The sequence below is a fragment of the Rhizobium sp. Rhizsp42 genome (assembly GCF_047304155.1).
Classification (GTDB): domain Bacteria; phylum Pseudomonadota; class Alphaproteobacteria; order Rhizobiales; family Rhizobiaceae; genus Rhizobium.
The window spans coordinates 112,415-130,501 of sequence record NZ_JBGLYS010000013.1 but is presented as its reverse complement, the minus strand read 5'-3'; the positions used below and the strand labels follow the sequence as shown (position 1 = coordinate 130,501).

The following is an 18,087-nucleotide window of genomic DNA, read 5'->3' as shown; positions in this document are numbered from 1 at the left end:
GCTCCCTTGCTCAGGCGACTTGAGCAACCGGCTTCGCGCGGCGGATGAGCGTGGCCAGCATCAATACGAGGCCGAAGGCGAGTGCTGCGAGCGTGCAGCACAGGGCCATCACCATGCCGGCGCCGGCGCGGTCGAGGATGGCGGTGAAGATGATGGGGGCAGCGGCGTTGGCGATGTTTTGCGGTAGCGACAGGCGGGCGGCCTGCAGGCCGTATTCGCGCGGCGAAAACAGCGCCAGCGGCAGCAGCGCGCGGGCGACGGCCATGACGCCGGCGCCGAAGCTGTAGATTACGATGAAGCCGACAAGCAGCGATGTCGAGGGCGGGACGATGAGGATCAATCCGAAGCTCGCCACCATCAGGCCGATCCCGGCAATAGCGCTGACGATGGGGTTGCCGCGCTTGCCAAGCAGCATGTCCATGCCGCGCGCTGTGATGCCGATGACGCCGCGCGCCGAGCCGAGCTGGAGTGCCAGCACAGGCGCGGCGCCGTATTGGCGCAGGACCTCCAGCAGCGATGGCGCCAGGCCGAAGGTGACGAAGCTCGATATCGTCGTTGCGGCCGCAAGCAGCAGGAAGGCCTTGCGCCGATCATCAGGCGTAAGATCGACCGGCGCCGCATGCATTTCGGCCGAACCGGTTTGTGTGGCGACCGGACGCGGCAGGCCGAAGAGATAGAGCGGCAGGCAGACACACAATTGCAGCACGGCGCAGATGACGAAGGTGGTCCGCCAGCCGAAGTGAGCGTCGAGCATGCTGAGGATCGGCCAGAACAGCGTGCTGGATAGGCCGGTGAACAGCATGAGCATGGCGATGATACGCTTGCTGTTTGCGCCCTCGCGCTCGACGACGGCGGTATAGGTCGGCGTTGTCAGGCCGAGCGCGCCGCCGATGCCGATCACGATCCAGGAGATTGTGTAGAGCACGATACCCTCTGTCGCGGCCAGCATGAGAAGGCCGGCGGCAAAGGTGACGGATGAGGCGGCAAGCACGGGCACGGCGCCGTGGCGCTGCAATAGCCGGCCGATCGTCGGGCCGAGAAGCGCAAGCACGACCATCATCACGGTCAGGCCGCCGAAGACGATTTCGTTCGCCAGCCCGAGATCGGGCGCGATCACCCGGCCCATGACGCCGAGCATGTCGAACGTCGTGCCCCAGCCGATGAGCTGCGTCACGGTGAGCACGGCAATCATCTGTGTCGAACGCAGAGGGAAGGCCCGGGACATGGTGTGGATTTCGGCGAAGGGAAGGGATCGAAGCGGTCGTAGCATCTTCGCCGTCAGGTTGAAAGTGACAAGTCGATGACATCGCGGGCGTCCCTCTGGGGCGCCCTTTTTCGTGGAAGGGACGAGGCCATGGTGGCGCAGAAGGGCAAGGATCTGCTGTTGAGGGTTTTCAACGGCACGGATTATGAAACGGTGGCGGGGCTGCGCTCGAAGCGGCTGGCCTTCAATGCCGAGACGGTGGATGTGACCGATGCCGAGAGCGCCGGGCGCTGGCGCGAGCTTTTGGGCGGCGCCGGCGTGCAACGGGCCTCGGTCTCGGGTTCAGGCATCTTCAAGGACGCGGCCTCCGACCAGCTGGTGCGCAACGCCTTCTTCAATGCCTCGATCCTGAGCTGGCAGATCGTCGTGCCGGATTTCGGCAGCGTCACCGGGCCGTTTCAGGCCAGCGCGCTCGAATATTCCGGCCAGTATAATGGCGAGGTGATGTTCGAGCTGGCGCTGGAATCGGCGGGTGCGATCACCTTCGAGGCGCTGTGATGGCGGCCCGCACGGCAGTGGAACAAGTGCCAGGACGAAGGGCCAATCGCAGGCGTGGCGAGATCGAGGCTGAGATCGACGGCGAGCGGCGGGTGTTGTGCCTGACGCTGGGCGCGCTGGCCGAGCTCGAGACGGCGTTTTCGGTCGATAGCCTGAACGGGCTGGCCGAGCGTTTCTCCGGCGGTCGGCTGAAGGCGGCGGATATGATCCGCATCATCGGCGCCGGCCTGCGCGGCGGCGGCAATCTCTATTCCGACGAGGATGTGGCGGAGGCCGATATCGAGGGCGGCATCGGCGGCTATGCCGCGATCGTCGGCGATCTGCTGATGGCGACGTTTTCGGGGGATGGCGCGGACGCCTCCGCGCGCCCCCTCTAGCCGCAGCGGGCATGAAGACCACGGACAGTGCGGGGCCCACGCCTTTCCCCTGGGCGCGGGTTCTGCATGTCGGTCTCTGCCTGCTGCGGCTTCCCCCACAATCCTTCTGGGCGATGACACCGGTGGAGTTTCACGCCGCCGCCGGCGGCCTCTCGCCTCCGCATCCCGCCGTCTCCCGCGCCGATCTCGATGGGCTGATGGCCCGCTTTCCGGACAACCGGGCAAGCTTAGACACGAGGAACGACCATGACCGATGACCAGACGGACCTCTCCGCCATGACCGACGAGGCGGCGACGCTGCGGCGCGCGCTGGACGATCTGGAGGGCCGCTCGCGCTCCTTCGGCTCGGCGCTGTCAGGCGCGTTGCGTAGCGCGGTCTCGGGCGGCAAGGGCCTGGATGACGTGCTGCGCGGGCTGGCCAATCGCATGACGGATATCGCGCTGCAGGCGGGTTTGAAGCCGCTGGAGACGATGCTTTCGGGCGCGGCCTCCAGCCTGCTCGGCGATGTCGGCAAGATCCTGCCGTTCGCCGATGGTGGGGTGGTCTCCAAACCCACTTATTTCCCTCTCGGTGGCGACATGGGGCTGATGGGCGAAGCCGGCAGCGAGGCGATTCTGCCCTTGCGGCGTGGTGCTGACGGTTCGCTCGGCGTTGCCGCATCGGGAGCGGGGGCGGCAACGCAGATCGTCTTCAATGTCACCGCGACGGATGCCGAGAGCTTCCGAAAAAGCGAGGCGCAGATTTCCTCGATGCTGGCGCGCACCGCGATGCGCGGCCAGCGCAACCTGTGAGATGATGATGTCAGGTTTTCACGAGGTGCGCTTTCCGCTGCGCCTGTCGCTGTCGACGAGCGGCGGGCCGGTCAGGCGCACCGATATCGTCAATCTCTCCAATGGCCGCGAGAGCCGCAACAGCCGCTGGCGCGATGCGCGCCGCAGCTATGATGCCGGCTCCGGCCTGCGCTCGGTGGCGGATCTCTATGAGGTCTTGGAGTTCTTCGAGGCCCGTAGCGGCGAGCTTTATGGCTTCCGTTTCCGCGATCCGATCGATTGCACCTCGACACGGTCCGGCGCCGAGATCGGCCCCGGCGACCAGCCGATCGGGATCGGCGATGGGGTGACCGTCGCGTTCCCGCTCGTCAAGACCTATGGCGATGCCGGGGCCAGCAGCACGCGGCGGATCGCCAAGCCCGTCGAGGGCTCGGTCGTCGTCGCGGTAGATGGGGTGCCGCAGCCATCATCCGCCTTCGTGTGCGATGCCACGACCGGCATCGTCACCTTCGCGGCCGATGCCGTTCCGCCGGAGGGTGCGTCGGTGACTTCAGGGTTCCTGTTCGACGTGCCGGTGCGTTTCGCGACCGGGCGCATCGACGTAAACCTCTCGGCCTTCAATGCCGGTCGCATTCCCACCATTCCGCTGATGGAGATCATGCCATGAGGCATATTCCGGACCCGCTCGCCGCGCATCTTGCAAGCGACGCCACGACGCTCTGCCACGCCTGGCGGGTGACGCGGCGCGATGGCGTGGTGCTTGGGTTTACCGAACACGATCACGACCTGACTTTCGCGGGCACCACCTTCCTGGGGGCGAGCGGCTTTTCCGCCAGTGCGGCGGAAGAGGAGGCGGGCTTGCCGGCCGCCACCAGCGATGTCGCCGGTGGCTTTTCCAGCGCGGCGATCACCGAAGACGATCTGACGCGCGGCCGCTATGACGGCGCCCGCGTCGAGGTCCATCTCGTCAACTGGGCGGACCCCAGCCAGCACATACTCTTGAAGGTGCAGGAGATCGGCGATGTCACGCGCGACGCCGGCCAGTTCCAGGCGGAACTCCGCAGCTTCGCCAGCCGCCTTGGCGAGCCGCAGGGCCGCGTCTATGGCCGGCGCTGCGACGCGACGCTCGGCGATAGCAGATGCGGTGTCGATCTCTCGGCACCCGCGATGCGCGCCGAGGGCGTCGTGGTCTCGGTGGCGGATGCCAGCCGGATTTTGCTCTCGGGTATCAGGGCCGTGGCCGACGGCTTCTTCCGTTTCGGCGTGCTCAGTTTTCTCGATGGCGACAATCAAGGCCAGCGGCTGGAGATCGAGACGCATGCGGTGAAGGACGGTCTTCTGGAGGTGACGCTCTGGCTGCCGCTCGAGGCCGCGCCAAGTGCGGGCGATCGCGTCGTGCTCACCGCGGGCTGCGACAAGGCCTTTTCCACCTGCCGAACGAAGTTCGCCAACCACCTGAATTTCCGCGGTTTCCCGCACATCCCCGGCACCGATTTCGCTTACACCTATGCCGATGGCGAGACCCTTCATGACGGGAGCGCGCTGTTCAAATGACCGATGTTGCAACCGAAGTGCTGCGGCTGGCCGAAGGCTGGATCGGCACGCCCTACAGGCACCAGGCATCGCTGAAGGGCGTCGGCTGCGATTGTCTCGGGCTGATCAGGGGCATCTGGCGTGAGCTTTACGGGCAGGAGCCGGAGCGCCCGCCGCCCTATGCGCCGGATTGGGCCGAGCGGGGCGGCGGGGATCGGCTGATGGAGGCCGCACTCCGGCATTTCGGCCCGCCGCTGCCGCTTGTCGAGGCGAGGCCCGGCGACGTGATTCTGTTCCGCTGGCGTCCGCAGCTCGCCGCAAAGCATGCCGGTATCCTCTCTGGCGAGCGGCAGTTCATCCATGCCTACGAGCAGGCGGCGGTGGTGACCTCACCGCTGGTGCCGAGCTGGCGTCGGCGCATATCGGGCGTCTTTCGTTTTCCGGAGAGATAGATGGCAACGCTCCTCTTCCAGGCAGCCGGCGCGGCAATCGGCAGCGTTTTCGGTCCTGTCGGCGCGATCATCGGCCGCGCCGCGGGGGCGCTTGCCGGAAGCGTCGTCGATCGCGCGCTGATCAACGGCCGCTCCACCGTGCGCGGCGCGCATCTGTCGAGCGCCCGCATTCCAGGTGCGGACGAGGGCACGGCGATCAACCGTGTCTATGGCAGTGTGCGCGTCGGCGGCACGCTGATCTGGGCGACGCGTTTCGAAGAGGAAGTGACCAGCGAGCGGCAGGGCGGCAAGGCCACCGGCGGCACCCGCGTCGAAAGCTTCCGCTACTTCGCCAATCTCGCGGTCGGGCTGGCGGAAGGGCCGATCGGGCATGTCAGGCGCGTCTGGGCCGATGGCAAGGAACTGGATCTGACGAGGATCGAGATGCGCGTCTATCGCGGCGACGAGGCGCAGCTGCCCGATCCGCTGATCGAGGCCAAGCAGGGAGCGGGCAACGCGCCTGCCTATCGCGGGCTTGCCTATGTCGTCTTCGAGCGGCTGCCGCTCGATGCCTATGGAAACCGCATTCCGCTGCTGCAGTTCGAGGTCGTCAGATCGGTCGGCGAGCTGGAAAATGAGATCAAGGCCGTCTGCATTATCCCCGGCGCCACCGAGCATGGCTATCAGCTGGCGCAGGTCTCGGAGAGCCTCGGCGCCGGTAGCGCCCGCATTCTCAACCGCAACAGCCTGCGCGGCGCAAGCGATTGGGATATCTCGATCGACGAGCTGATGGCGCTCTGCCCCAATCTCGAGCGCGTCGCGCTCGTCGTCTCGTGGTTCGGCACCGATCTGCGCGCCGGCCAATGCCGCGTGGTGCCCGGCGTCGAGGTGGCGAGCCGCGCGGAGGAAAGCAGGCCTTGGTCGGTCTCCGGCGTCGCGCGGGGTGCTGCCCATCACGTCAGCCGCAGCAATGGCGGCCCGGCCTATGGCGGCACGCCCGATGATGCCAGCGTGCTGTCGGCGATCGCCGATCTCAAGGCGCGGGGTCTCAAGGTCTATCTCTATCCCTTCGTGATGATGGACATTCCCGCCGACAACGCGCTTGCCGATCCCTATGGCGGCGCGCGTCAGGCGTCCTATCCCTGGCGCGGCCGCATTACCTGCGATCCGGCGCCGGGGCGGCCTGCTAGCGCCGATCGGACGGTAGCCGCGCGCGGGCAGGTTCAGGCCTTTGCGGGCAATGCGCAGTCGGGCGATTTCACGATCGCGGGCGACCATGTGGCCTATCATGGTGGCGAGGAGAGCTACCGGCGCTTCGTCCTGCATTATGCGCAACTGGCGCGCCTTGCGGGCGGGGTCGATGGCTTCCTGATCGGCTCCGAGCTTCGTGGCCTGACGCAACTGCGCGATGGCGGCGATGCCTTTCCTTTCGTCGAGGCGCTGGTGCGGCTGGCGGGCGATGTCAGGGCGCTACTGCCGGCCGCCAAGATCACCTATGGCGCCGATTGGAGCGAATACTTCGGCTATCATCCGGCTGATGGCAGCGGCGACGTCTATTTCCATCTCGACCCGCTCTGGGCCTCGCCCGATATCGATGCAGTGGGGATCGACAACTACATGCCGCTCGCCGACTGGCGCGACGAGGATCTCGCCAGCGCCAACCCCGATGGCTTCCGGCTTGCCGATGATCGAAACGCGCTGGTGGCGGCGATCAGCGCGGGCGAGGGCTTCGACTGGCACTACGCGGATGGCGATGCCCGCAAAGCCCGGCAGCGCAGCCCGATCACCGATGGTCTGGCCGGCAAGCCCTGGGTCTTCCGCTACAAAGATATCGCCGCCTGGTGGGCCAATCCGCATTACGAGCGCATCGGCGGCGCCGAGCGCGCGGAGCCGACGGCGTGGATCCCGTCGGGCAAGCCGATCTGGTTCACCGAGCTCGGCTGCGGCGCCGTCGACAAGGGCGCCAACCAGCCGAATGTCTTCGCCGATCCGAAGTCGGTGGAAAGCGGAGCGCCGTATTTCTCGACCGGCATGCGCTCGGACAGCATGCAGCGCCGCTTTCTCGAGGCCCACCATCTCTGGTGGGCCGGCGATGACGCGCCCGCCGGCATGGTCGATCCCTCGCATCTCTTCGTCTGGTGCTGGGATGCGCGGCCGTTCCCGGCCTTTCCGCTGGCAACGGATATCTGGTCCGACGGCGGCAATTGGCGCACCGGGCACTGGCTGAACGGAAGGCTTGGGGCAGGCACCCTGGCCGATATCATGGCGGCGGTGCTGCGCGACCACGGTTTTGTTGATTTCGACGTCTCCGAGGTGAGCGGCGACCTGATCGGTTACGTCAAGGGCGAGCTTGGGTCAGCCCGTGACCTGATCGAGCCGCTGCTGCAGGCATTCCAGATCGATGCCTTCGAGGATGCCGGCCTGCTGCGCTTCCGCTCGCGCACACGCGCCAGCTTGCCGGCGCTTCCGATCAAAACGTTCGTCGACAGCGAGAACGAACCGCTCTGGCAGGAGACGCGCGGCCACGACAGCGATTTCGCCGCCGAGGCGGTGATGACCTTCTACAATCCCGATCTCGACTACGAGCAGGCAAGCGCCCGCTCGCACCGCGCCGGGCAGGCGACGAGCCGGCTGATCAAGCAGGACCTGCCCGCCGTCCTTGCCGAGGAGACGGCACTCGATGCGGCCGAGGCTCTGCTGCGCGACGTCAGAATCGCCCGCCGCTCGCTGCGCTTCTCGCTGGCGCCGACGCGGCTGGATGTACAGCCGGGTGATGTCGTCTCGCTCGCTGATGGTCCCGAGGGCCGCTTCCTGGTCTCGCGCATCGAGGATGGCGATGCCCGCCGCATCGAGGCGCGAGCGTTTGCACCATCTTCAGGCGGCGCTCCGCCTGCCGTGACCGACGGCCGAAATGGCGGCGGCACCGCCTCGAACCTGTTCAAGCCGGTCGTGCATCTCATGGATCTGCCGCGCTTCAACGGCGAAGCGGCGGCAAGCTTCGCGCGCGGCGCGGTGTTCTCCAAGCCGTGGCGCACCGTCGGCCTGTCGTCATCGGCGACGACGGAGGGCTATCGGGGCAGGGTGGTGCTCGACGGTCCGGCAACGATGGGGGCGCTTGTGTCCGCATTGTTACCCGGCGTCACCGGCCGCTTCGACTGGTCCCAGGCGCTGATCGTCGATCTCGCTTACGGCGAGCTGTCCTCGGCGGCCGAGCTATCGGTGCTGAACGGCGCCAATCGGCTGGCTGTGCGCTCAGTGGGTGGCGCATGGGAAATCCTGTCCTTCCTGCAGGCTGATGAGATAGCTGCCGGCCGCTGGCGGCTGAGTGGTTTGCTGCGCGCGCTTGCCGGCACGGACGATGCGATGGTCTCAGGCAGTCCCGAGGGTGCGGCGGTCGTGCTGCTCGACGAGGCGGTCAAGCCGCTCGGGCTGCTGAGCGACGAGGCCGGCCTGTCGCTCAACTGGATCGCCGAGGCGGCCGGTTCGCTTGCGATGGCGGGACCGTTCGTGTTCGCGGGCGGCCTGCGCGCCGAAACACCGCTCGCACCGGTGCACCTGCGCTGCCGGCGCACCGGTGCTGGCGATGCCGTGATCTCCTGGACACGGCGAGGGCGCGACAATGCCGACAGCTGGACCGGCGCCGACATCCCGCTCGACGAACCCTTCGAACGCTACCGGGTCGAGATACTCGACAGCGCCGACATCGTGGTCCGGGCGGTGGAGGTCGGGACGCCGGAATGGACCTATCCGCTCGCCGACGAGGTGCTCGATTTCGGCGGGCGGCAGACGAGCCTTGCGGTGACGATCCGTCAGCTTAGCGAGCGTGTGCCGTTGGGATTGCCGGCGCGGGCGATCTTTCAGACGTGACATTTCAACCGAAGGAGAAGGACGATGCCTGATTTGAAAAACTGGTACAGCTCGAAGACCATCTGGGGCGCGGTCGTTGCGATCCTCGCTTCGGCTTTGCACTTTACGGGTGTGGATATCGCACCCGGCGATCGCGGCCAGATCGTCGATGCGATCGTCAATATAGCCGGCGCACTGGGTGGCCTGCTTGCCGTCTATGGCCGGGTGACGGCGAAGTCCGCGATCAAGCCTTGAGTCCAGGGGCAATGGCGGCACGGTGGCGCGAATGCCGCCGCCAACCGTGCCTTTCCGGCCACAGCAGCGGCGTCGGGTGCCTTGCGGCGCGCTCTCAGGTACCCCCAAGCACCCGACATTACCTTGCATTCATTTGCCATTCAGGTCTCCTGAGTACATAGTCAGGTCAAGTTGGTATCCATTGAAAGCATAGCACATGGCCTCTCCTTTGAGCGTCGCAGCGTTGGCCGTTTGGCTGACGGTACCGTCGCCCTCACCGGATAATACGCACAACCTTTTGGTGCGCGTAGCAGGCGATTGCAGTGAAGCCGCCCAGCAGGTTGTCGAGAAGACCGGGGGGCAGCTGCTCTCTGTTCAGCCCTCCGGCGACAGCTGCATCATCACCGTGCTCGTCCAGGGCAACGGCCAGCGACCGCGTAAAGTAACCGTCAAGGTTCCGATGTAGGCAGAATCGCCCTATTTAGACATCGAAGACATAAAGCGGAGTAGAGCGGACCGATGCGCATCCTGGTAGTCGAAGACGACGTCAATCTGAATCGTCAGCTGAGCGAAACCCTGAAAGAGGCCGGCTACGTCGTCGATCAGGCGTTCGACGGCGAGGAGGGACACTTCCTCGGCGATACCGAACCCTATGACGCGATCATCCTCGATATCGGCCTGCCCGAACTCGACGGCGTCAGCGTTCTGGAAAAGTGGCGCGGCGCCGGTCGCGGCATGCCGGTGCTGATCCTGACCGCCCGCGACCGCTGGAGCGACAAGGTCGCCGGCATCGATGCGGGCGCCGACGACTATGTCACCAAGCCCTTCCACGTCGAAGAGGTGCTGGCCCGCATCCGCGCGCTCATCCGCCGCGCCGCCGGCCACTCCTCGTCGGAGATCGTTTGCGGCCCCGTTCGCTTGGACACCAAGACCTCGAAGGCCGTGGTCAACGGCGTGGCGCTGAAGCTGACGTCGCACGAGTACCGTCTCTTGGCCTACCTCATGCATCACATGGGCGAGGTCGTGTCGCGCACCGAGCTGGTCGAGCACATGTACGACCAGGATTTCGACCGCGACAGCAACACGATCGAAGTCTTCGTCGGTCGCCTACGCAAGAAGATGGGCGTCGATCTGATCGAAACGGTGCGCGGTCTCGGCTACCGCATCCAAGCGCCGACCAATGCGAATTAAGTCTCTTACCGCACGCGTCCTGCTTCTGACCACGATCTGGTCGACCGTGGCGCTTGTCGTAATCGGCCTGTTGATCTCGACGCTCTATCGCAAGAGCGCCGAGCGCGGCTTTCAGGATCTTCTGCGCGCGCAGCTCTATAACGTCATCAACTCGGTGGCGATCGGCGATCAGGGCGCGCTGTCGGGCAGCCCGCAGCTCGGCGACCTGCGCTTCGCCCAGCCGAAAACCGGCTGGTACTGGATGGTCGAGCCGCTGGGCACCTACACGGCCCCGCCGCTGGTCTCGCCCTCGCTCGGCGCCACGACCATCCCCGTTCCCTCCGTACTGGAAGCGCCGTTCGACAAGAACTACGAGCGCTATTACCAGGTGACGGATACCTCGCAGAACCGCATCCAGGTCGCCGAGACCGAAGTGGTGCTCGACACCGATGGCCGCGCCGCGCGCTTTCGTGTTACCGGCAATGTCGATGTCGTCGAGGACGACGTCCGCAACTTCTCCCACAGCCTCTATCTCGCGCTCGCCGGCTTCGGCGTCGGCAGCCTGATCGTCAACGCGCTTGCCATTCTTTATGGCCTGAAGCCGCTCGACAAGGCGCGCGCCGCACTCGAACGCATCCGCGCCGGAGAGAGCGAGCAGCTGAAGGGCGAGTTCCCGCGCGAGATCCTGCCGCTTGCCAACGAGGTCAACGCGCTGATCGACAGCAACCGCCGTATCGTCGAGCGCGCCCGCATGCAGGTCGGCAATCTCGCCCATTCGCTGAAGACGCCGATCGCCGTGCTGCTCAATGAAGCGCGCGTCTTGGAGCGCTCGCATGGCGAGCTGGTGAAGAGCCAGGCGGAATCGATGCAGGGGCAGGTGCAATCCTATCTCAACCGCGCCCGCATCGCCGCCCAGCGCGAATCCGTGCTTGCCCGCACCGATGCCGAGCCGGCGCTGGAGCGGCTGGTGCGCGTCATGCGGCGCCTCAACGTCGACAAGGAGTTCGACCTCCTCGTCAATCCGCCGCATCTGGCCGTGGCGCTGGAACAGCAGGACCTGGAGGAAGTGGTCGGCAACCTGCTCGAGAACGCCTCGCGCTTTGCCGTGCACAAGGTCAGGCTTTCGGTCACCGAAGCCCCCGATGACGTCAAGGGCGGGGAAGGCAGCGCCCGCCGCCATTGGGTCGAGGTGATCGTCGAGGATGATGGCCCGGGCCTGGAGCCCGACCAGATCCGCGAGGCTTTGAAGCGCGGCCGCCGTCTCGACGAGAGCAAGCCCGGCACCGGCCTTGGCCTGTCGATCGTCACCGAGATCGCCAACGAGTATCAGGGCCGGCTGGAACTGTCGCGCGGCGAGTGGGGCGGGCTGAAGGCGCGCCTTATTCTTCCCGGTGTCACAAAGGATGTTGCGTGACGGGCGGCTTGATGCCAGAAAGACATTTGCATAGCATGCTTTACCTCGTCCTAAGGCGGGGTGCGGCTTGCACCTGTGGCGCGTTTGACACCTGGTTCGGGTTCGACTGAATGATACCTAGCTCAAAAGGCATAATTGGTCTTTCTCTTGCGGCATGCGTGGCTCTGTCCGGCTGCCAGACGACGAAGAGCGGCGCCTCATCCGGCCTTTTCGGCGGCCGCAAGCCGTCGGCCTCCGCCACCATCATCGAAGCCCTGCAGGGCGGCATCGTCGGCCGCACCGGCGTGACCTTGAGCGACAGCGACCGGCAGCGGGCTCTCGAAGCCGAGTATCGCGCGCTGGAAGGCGCAGCCGTGGGACAGCCGGTCGTCTGGAGCGGCCGCAATGTGAGCGGCAAGGTCGTGGCTGCCGCACCCTATCAGGTCGGCTCGCAGAATTGCCGCCAGTACACCCACACGCTCACCGTCGACGGCAAGGACACGCTGGCGCGCGGCTCTGCCTGCCGCAACGGCGATGGCAGCTGGTCGCCGCTCGGCTGAGCCAAAGTCCTGACTGTACCTTCGTTTGGCAAGGTGCGGCAAATTACTTCAAATCATCGTCATCGTGGCTTTGCATATTGGAATGATCGCGCGCTTCGAGTAATTGGCGGTCATGACTTTCTGGATTCTCCTGGCCGTGATGACGGCATCCGTTGCCGCTCTTCTGCTTTACCCGCTTTTGCGGGGCTCGAAGGCGACCGGCGATAGCCGTGCCGGCGAAACCGCCGTCTACCGCGACCAGCTTGCCGAACTCGACCGCGACCGCGCCGGCGGTCTGATCTCCGCCGAGGAAGCCGAGTACGCCCGCGCCGAAATCGGCCGCAGACTGCTTGCCGTTTCGAGCGCCGAGACGTCGGCTGCTCCGAAAGCCGGACGCGGATACCGCCGCGCCGCCGAAGTCTTCGTGCTGATGCTCCTGCCGCTCACGGGGCTCTGTCTTTACATCATAATGGGCAGACCCGATCTGCCCTCGCAGCCTCTCGAGGCGCGCCTGGAGAATCCCGGTAACGACATGGCGATCCTTGTCGCCAAAGCCGAGCGGCATCTCGCCGAGAACCCGGATGACGGCAAGGGCTGGGACATCCTGGCGCCGATCTACTTCAACACGATGCGCATCGCCGACGCCGAAACCGCCTACCGCAACGCCATCCGCCTGCTCGGCGAAACGGCGGCCCGGCTCGACGGGCTGGCCGAAACGCTGATTGCCGCATCGAGCGGCGTGATCACCGACGATGCGCGCGACGTGCTGACGCGGTCGCTGAAGCTGGAGCCGGAAAACCCGCGCGCCCGCTTCTATATCGCGCTCGGCCTCGAACAGGCAGGCAAGGCCGACGAGGCCCGCGCCGGCTTCGAGGCGATCGCCAAGCAGTCTCCGCCCGACGCGCCATGGATGCCGCTGGTGAGCGAGCATATCGCAAAGAACGGCGGCACGCCGGCTGCGGGCAACGCGCCAACGGCAGCCGCACCGCTCGGCGGACCGACGCAGGCTGATGTCGCGGCGGCCGATCAGATGAACAGCGGCGATCGTCAGCAGATGATCCGCGGCATGGTCGACAGTCTCGACGCGAAGCTGACCGAGAACCCCGACAATCTCGACGGATGGCTGCGGCTGGTCCGCTCCTATATGGTATTGAACGACAAGGACCGCGCGGCGGCGGCGCTGAAGCGCGGGCTGACGGCTTTCCCCGCTGATGGCGAGAAGGGCAAGCAGCTTGTGGCACTCGCCCATGAACTCGGTCTTCCCGCGGACGCAGCGGCGGCACAAGGAACGATGCAATGACGCGCAAGCAGAAACGCCTTGCGGTAATCGGCGGCGGAATGAGCTTCATTGTCGCGGCCGTTCTGCTGGTGATGTTCGCCTTCAGCAATTCGGTCGCCTATTTCTACATGCCGGCCGATCTCGCCAGCAATCCGGTCCCGCCGGGAACCCGCATCCGCCTTGGCGGCCTGGTCGGCGAGGGCAGTGTGGTCAGGGGCGCTGGCTCGACGGTGCGCTTCGCGGTGACCGATGCCTCGGGCGATCTGGTTCACGTCCGCTTCACCGGCATCCTTCCCGATCTCTTCCGCGAAGGGCAGGGCGTGGTGACCGAGGGCACCTTCGAGAGCGGCAGCGATGTGTTCACCGCCGATACCGTGCTTGCCAAGCATGACGAGAAATACATGCCCAAGGATGTCGCCGACAGGCTGAAGCAGCAAGGGCTCTGGAAAGACGAACAGGCGGCGAAATGATCATCGAAATCGGCCACTACGCTCTCATTCTGGCGCTCGCCACCGCGATCATCGTGTCGCTGGTGCCGCTGATCGGTGCCCGGCGCGTCGATCAGGCGATGATGGATGTCGGGCCGATCGGCTCTGTCGTTCTTTTCGCTCTGGTCGCCTTCTCCTTCGGCGTCCTGACCTATGCGCATGTCGTCTCCGATTTCTCGGTGAAGAACGTCTGGGAAAACTCGCATTCGCTGATGCCGCTGATCTACAAATACTCGGGCGTCTGGGGCAATCACGAGGGATCGATGATGCTCTGGCTCTTGATCCTGGCTCTCTTCAGCGCGCTGGTCGCCATCTTTGGCCGCAATCTTCCCGAGACGCTGAAGGCCAATGTGCTCTCGGTGCAGGCCTGGATCTCTGTCGCCTTCATCCTCTTCATCCTGCTTACCTCCAACCCCTTCGCCCGCCTCAATCCGGCGCCGGCTGAGGGCAAGGATCTGAACCCGATCCTGCAGGATATCGGCCTCGCCATCCATCCGCCGCTGCTCTATCTCGGCTATGTCGGCTTCTCCGTCTGCTTCTCCTTTGCTGTCGCCGCGCTGATCGAAGGCCGCATCGATGCCGCCTGGGCGCGCTGGGTGCGCCCCTGGACGCTCGCCGCCTGGACCTTCCTCACGCTCGGCATCGCCATGGGCTCCTACTGGGCCTATTACGAGCTCGGCTGGGGCGGCTGGTGGTTCTGGGATCCGGTCGAAAACGCCTCCTTCATGCCCTGGCTCGCGGGCACGGCGCTGCTGCACTCGGCGCTCGTCATGGAAAAGCGCGAGGCGCTGAAGATCTGGACGGTGCTGCTCGCCATCCTGACCTTCTCGCTGTCGCTGATGGGCACCTTCCTGGTGCGCTCGGGCGTGCTGACATCGGTTCACGCCTTCGCCAGCGACCCCTCGCGCGGCGTCTTCATCCTCTGCATCCTGCTGCTCTTCATCGGCGGCGCGCTGTCGCTCTTCGCCTTCCGGGCGCCGAGGCTGACGGCCGGCGGCCTGTTCGCGCCGATCTCGCGCGAAGGCGCGCTCGTCGTCAACAACCTGATCCTGACGGTTGCTTGCGGCACCGTGCTGACGGGCACGCTCTACCCGCTGGTTCTGGAAACGCTGACCAACGACAAGATCTCGGTCGGCCCGCCCTTCTTCAACATGACCTTCGGCCTGTTGATGGCGCCGCTGCTCGTCATCGTGCCCTTCGGCCCGCTGCTTGCCTGGAAGCGTGGTGATCTGCTGGGCGCGCTGCAGCGGCTCTATGCGGTTGCGGCACTCGCCTTCGTCGCCGCCGTCGTGTTCTTCTATCTCCAGCATGGCGGCCCGGTCATGTCGGTTCTCGGTCTCGCGGCCGGCCTCTTCCTGGTCCTCGGCGCCATCGCCGACCTGTGGTATCGCGCCGGCGTCGGCAAGCAGCCTCTTGGCATTGCGTGGCGCCGCCTCAAGGGCCTGCCGCGTTCGGCCTTCGGCACGGCCCTCGCCCATGCGGGCCTCGGCATTTCGGTGCTTGGCATCGTCGCCGTGTCCACCTTCCAGACCGAGCACGTGCTGCAGATGAAGCAGGGCGAGGTAACCGATGCTGGCGGCTACACGCTGCGCTTCGACGGTATGAAGAAGGCGACTGGTCCGAACTACACCGAGGATCGCGGTCATTTCACCATCGCCAGGGGCGGCGTCGAAGTCGCTGACGTCTGGTCGGCCAAGCGCATCTACACCGCCGGCCAGATGCCGACGACGGAAGCCGGCATCCTGACCTTCGGTGCGAGCCAGCTTTACGTCTCGCTCGGCGATCCCACAGATGACGGCGGCATCGTCGTGCGCATCTGGTGGAAGCCCTATATTCTCTGCATCTGGGGCGGTGCGCTCGTCATGGCGCTCGGTGGTTTCGTTTCGCTCAGCGACCGGCGTCTGCGCGTCGGCGCTCCACGCCGCAAGGCAAAGGCGCTGCAGCCTGTCATGGAGCCGGCCGAATGATGCGTCGCTTCCTTCTGGCTCTCTTCCTGATCGCGTCCGCAGCGCCGGCCTTCGCCGTCAACCCGGACGAGATGCTGAAAGATCCCGCTCTCGAAAGCCGTGCGCGCGCGATCTCGGCGGAATTGCGCTGCATGGTCTGCCAGAACCAGTCGATCGACGATTCCAACGCCGAACTGGCCAAGGATCTGCGCCTGCTGGTGCGAAAGCGCATTACCGATGGCGATAGCGACCAGCAGGTCATGAGCTACATCGTCTCCCGCTACGGCGAGTTCGTGCTGCTGAAGCCGCGCTTCGAGACAAAGACGCTGCTCTTGTGGGGCGCTCCGATCCTGCTCGCGGTGCTGGGCGGCCTGTCGCTCGTCGTCTTCGCCCGTCGCTATGCCGGCCAGCCGACGGGATCGGCGCTGACGAGCGACGAGCAGGCGCGTTTGAGCGAGCTCTTGAAAAAGTAAGCCTGAGGCGGAAGAATTCGGACATTACGAATTTTTCATGCCTCGGACAGTTCGCAGTAAGGTGTGCCGTCCTATATCTTCATCCATCGACCGATCCGGTAACCGCCGGTCCCGTGGATTTAAATATAAGAAGGTGCGTCTTATGCTGAAGACTATCAAAGCTCCGTCACTGTCGACCGTGCTGAAGGCCTCGACCGTTGCCGGTCTTGCCACCGCCGTCCTGGCGACCGGTGTCCCCCTCGAAATCACGCGTTCCTACGCCGAAGCGGTCAAGGTCGAGGCACCATCCGTGCCGAGCTTCGCCAATGTCGTCGACGCCGTTTCGCCTGCCGTCGTTTCCGTTCGCGTCGAAAGCCGCGTCAAGCCGGTCTCCGATGAGGATGGCAGCAATGGCTTCTCCTTCGATTTCAACGGCCGTGGCTTCGATGATCTCCCCGATGCCTTGAAGCCGTTCTTCCGCCAGTTCGGCGAACAGCAGGGCCGCCGTGGCCCTCCCGGCGCGCATCCTCCAGGCCCCGGCCAGCATGAGGGTCGTCTGCGTCCGGTCGCCCAGGGCTCCGGCTTCTTCATCTCCGAAGACGGCTACATCGTCACCAACAATCACGTCGTCTCCGATGGCGCGGCCTTCGTCGCTGTCATGAAGGACGGCACCGAGCTCGACGCCAAGCTGATCGGCAAGGACCCGCGCACCGACCTCGCCGTGCTCAAGGTCGACGGCAAGGGCAAGAAGTTCACCTACGTCAACTGGGCTGACGACAACAACGTCCGCGTCGGCGACTGGGTGGTTGCCGTTGGTAACCCGTTCGGCCTCGGCGGCACGGTGACGGCAGGTATCGTTTCGGCCCGTGGCCGTGATATCGGCTCCGGCCCTTATGACGATTATCTCCAGGTCGACGCTGCGGTGAACCGCGGCAACTCCGGTGGCCCGACCTTCAACCTCAGCGGCCAGGTGGTCGGCATCAACACCGCCATCTTCTCGCCGTCGGGCGGCAGCGTCGGCATCGCCTTCGCGATCCCGGCTTCGACCGCCAAGGATGTCGTCGCCGACCTGATGAAGGACGGCCAGGTTTCGCGCGGCTATCTCGGCGTGCAGATCCAGCCGGTCACCAAGGACATCGCCGACTCGCTTGGCCTCTCTGAAGCCAGCGGCGCGCTCGTCGTCAACGCTCAGGCCGGAACGCCGGGTGAAAAGGCCGGCATGAAGGCTGGCGACGTCGTCACCGCCGTCAACGGCGAGACCGTAAAGGACGCCCGTGACCTCAGCCGCCGCATCGGCGCAATGACACCGGGCAAGAAGGTCGAGCTCTCCATCTGGCGCTCTGGCAAGTCTCAGCCCTTGACTGTCGAGCTTGGCACCCTGCCGGCCGAACAGCAGCAGGCGTCGACCGATGATGGCGATCAGGCACCGGAAGCACAGACCCCGGCATCCGAAAAGGCGCTCGCCGATCTCGGCCTGACGGTTGGTCCTGCCGATGACGGCAAGGGCCTGCAGATCACCGGCATCGACCCGAACTCCGACGCTGCCGACAAGGGCATCAAGGAAGGCGAAAAGATCACCTCGGTCAACAACCAGGAAGTCTCCTCGGCCGATGATGTGGTCAAGGTGCTGAACCAGGCGAAGAAGGATGGCCGCACCCGCGCGCTGTTCCAGATCCAGTCCAAGGAAGGCAGCCGCTTCGTGGCCCTTCCGGTCGAAAACCAGGGCTAAACGCCCCGGTTCTCCGGATCGAATTAGAAGGGTCGCGCGATCGCGCGGCTCTTCCTGTCAACCCATCGCAGGTGACGACAATGACCTTCCAGCAAGACGATCACGCTTTGAGCCTTGCCGAAACACAGCCGGCGGGT

19 protein-coding genes are annotated in these 18,087 nt (G+C 65.5%); 18 read left to right on the top strand and 1 reads right to left on the bottom strand.

Annotated elements, in window-relative coordinates:
• Positions 1-10 precede the first annotated feature (10 nt).
• Positions 11-1,225: an MFS transporter gene (locus tag ACCD05_RS14950; RefSeq protein ID WP_413393624.1), complete on the bottom strand. Its 1,215-nt coding sequence runs from the start codon at positions 1,223-1,225 to the stop codon at positions 11-13.
• A gap of 129 nt (positions 1,226-1,354) precedes the next feature.
• Between ACCD05_RS14950 and ACCD05_RS14945 the strand changes: the two genes are divergently transcribed.
• The 18 genes from ACCD05_RS14945 (at position 1,355) to ACCD05_RS14860 (ending at position 17,950) form a co-directional block, all read left to right on the top strand.
• Positions 1,355-1,762, top strand: coding sequence for a phage major tail protein, TP901-1 family (locus tag ACCD05_RS14945; protein ID WP_112980803.1), 408 nt, complete (start codon positions 1,355-1,357; stop codon positions 1,760-1,762).
• Positions 1,763-1,788: 26 nt separating this feature from the next.
• Positions 1,789-2,139 (top strand): gene transfer agent family protein, encoded by a 351-nt coding sequence (locus ACCD05_RS14940; RefSeq protein WP_413393622.1) that lies wholly within the window; start codon positions 1,789-1,791, stop codon positions 2,137-2,139.
• A gap of 11 nt (positions 2,140-2,150) precedes the next feature.
• On the top strand, positions 2,151-2,396 hold the full coding sequence (locus tag ACCD05_RS14935; RefSeq protein WP_413393620.1) for a rcc01693 family protein: 246 nt from the start codon (positions 2,151-2,153) through the stop codon (positions 2,394-2,396).
• The gene (locus ACCD05_RS14930; protein ID WP_413393618.1) at positions 2,386-2,931 is read left to right on the top strand and encodes a phage tail tape measure protein; all 546 of its coding nucleotides are present in this window, start codon (positions 2,386-2,388) and stop codon (positions 2,929-2,931) included. The genes ACCD05_RS14935 and ACCD05_RS14930 overlap by 11 nt, the downstream gene beginning before the upstream one ends.
• 7 nt (positions 2,932-2,938) lie before the next feature.
• On the top strand, positions 2,939-3,577 hold the full coding sequence (locus ACCD05_RS14925) for a TIGR02217 family protein (protein ID WP_413393616.1): 639 nt from the start codon (positions 2,939-2,941) through the stop codon (positions 3,575-3,577).
• Positions 3,574-4,464, top strand: a complete 891-nt coding sequence (locus ACCD05_RS14920; RefSeq protein WP_413393614.1) for a DUF2163 domain-containing protein — start codon at positions 3,574-3,576, stop codon at positions 4,462-4,464. The genes ACCD05_RS14925 and ACCD05_RS14920 overlap by 4 nt, the downstream gene beginning before the upstream one ends.
• Positions 4,461-4,895, top strand: a complete 435-nt coding sequence (locus tag ACCD05_RS14915) for an NlpC/P60 family protein (RefSeq protein WP_413393612.1) — start codon at positions 4,461-4,463, stop codon at positions 4,893-4,895. Before ACCD05_RS14920 ends, ACCD05_RS14915 begins: the two co-directional genes overlap by 4 nt.
• Positions 4,896-8,741, top strand: a complete 3,846-nt coding sequence (locus ACCD05_RS14910; protein ID WP_413393610.1) for a glycoside hydrolase/phage tail family protein — start codon at positions 4,896-4,898, stop codon at positions 8,739-8,741. It begins immediately after the preceding gene.
• A 24-nt stretch (positions 8,742-8,765) separates the two neighbouring features.
• On the top strand, positions 8,766-8,975 hold the full coding sequence (locus ACCD05_RS14905; RefSeq protein WP_113011113.1) for a hypothetical protein: 210 nt from the start codon (positions 8,766-8,768) through the stop codon (positions 8,973-8,975).
• Between the two features lie 196 nt (positions 8,976-9,171).
• A complete protein-coding gene (locus ACCD05_RS14900) occupies positions 9,172-9,420 on the top strand; it encodes a hypothetical protein (RefSeq protein ID WP_047513615.1) in 249 nt (82 codons plus the stop codon).
• A 53-nt stretch (positions 9,421-9,473) separates the two neighbouring features.
• The gene (locus ACCD05_RS14895; RefSeq protein ID WP_018898875.1) at positions 9,474-10,145 is read left to right on the top strand and encodes a response regulator transcription factor; all 672 of its coding nucleotides are present in this window, start codon (positions 9,474-9,476) and stop codon (positions 10,143-10,145) included.
• Entirely contained in the window at positions 10,135-11,538 is a 1,404-nt protein-coding gene (locus tag ACCD05_RS14890) for a sensor histidine kinase (RefSeq protein ID WP_047513612.1), read from the top strand. The genes ACCD05_RS14895 and ACCD05_RS14890 overlap by 11 nt, the downstream gene beginning before the upstream one ends.
• Before the next feature lie 110 nt (positions 11,539-11,648).
• Positions 11,649-12,077, top strand: coding sequence for a membrane protein (locus tag ACCD05_RS14885; protein WP_047513609.1), 429 nt, complete (start codon positions 11,649-11,651; stop codon positions 12,075-12,077).
• Positions 12,078-12,189: 112 nt separating this feature from the next.
• Positions 12,190-13,356: a c-type cytochrome biogenesis protein CcmI gene (ccmI, locus tag ACCD05_RS14880; RefSeq protein WP_413393607.1), complete on the top strand. Its 1,167-nt coding sequence runs from the start codon at positions 12,190-12,192 to the stop codon at positions 13,354-13,356.
• A complete protein-coding gene (gene ccmE / locus ACCD05_RS14875) occupies positions 13,353-13,805 on the top strand; it encodes a cytochrome c maturation protein CcmE (RefSeq protein ID WP_018898871.1) in 453 nt (150 codons plus the stop codon). Before ccmI ends, ccmE begins: the two co-directional genes overlap by 4 nt.
• A complete protein-coding gene (locus ACCD05_RS14870) occupies positions 13,802-15,790 on the top strand; it encodes a heme lyase CcmF/NrfE family subunit (protein ID WP_413393605.1) in 1,989 nt (662 codons plus the stop codon). Before ccmE ends, ACCD05_RS14870 begins: the two co-directional genes overlap by 4 nt.
• Complete coding sequence (locus ACCD05_RS14865) at positions 15,787-16,242, top strand: cytochrome c-type biogenesis protein CcmH (protein WP_413393603.1); 456 nt, start codon at positions 15,787-15,789, stop codon at positions 16,240-16,242. The genes ACCD05_RS14870 and ACCD05_RS14865 overlap by 4 nt, the downstream gene beginning before the upstream one ends.
• Positions 16,243-16,384: 142 nt before the next feature.
• Positions 16,385-17,950, top strand: a complete 1,566-nt coding sequence (locus ACCD05_RS14860; protein ID WP_413393601.1) for a Do family serine endopeptidase — start codon at positions 16,385-16,387, stop codon at positions 17,948-17,950.
• Positions 17,951-18,087: the final 137 nt, after the last annotated feature.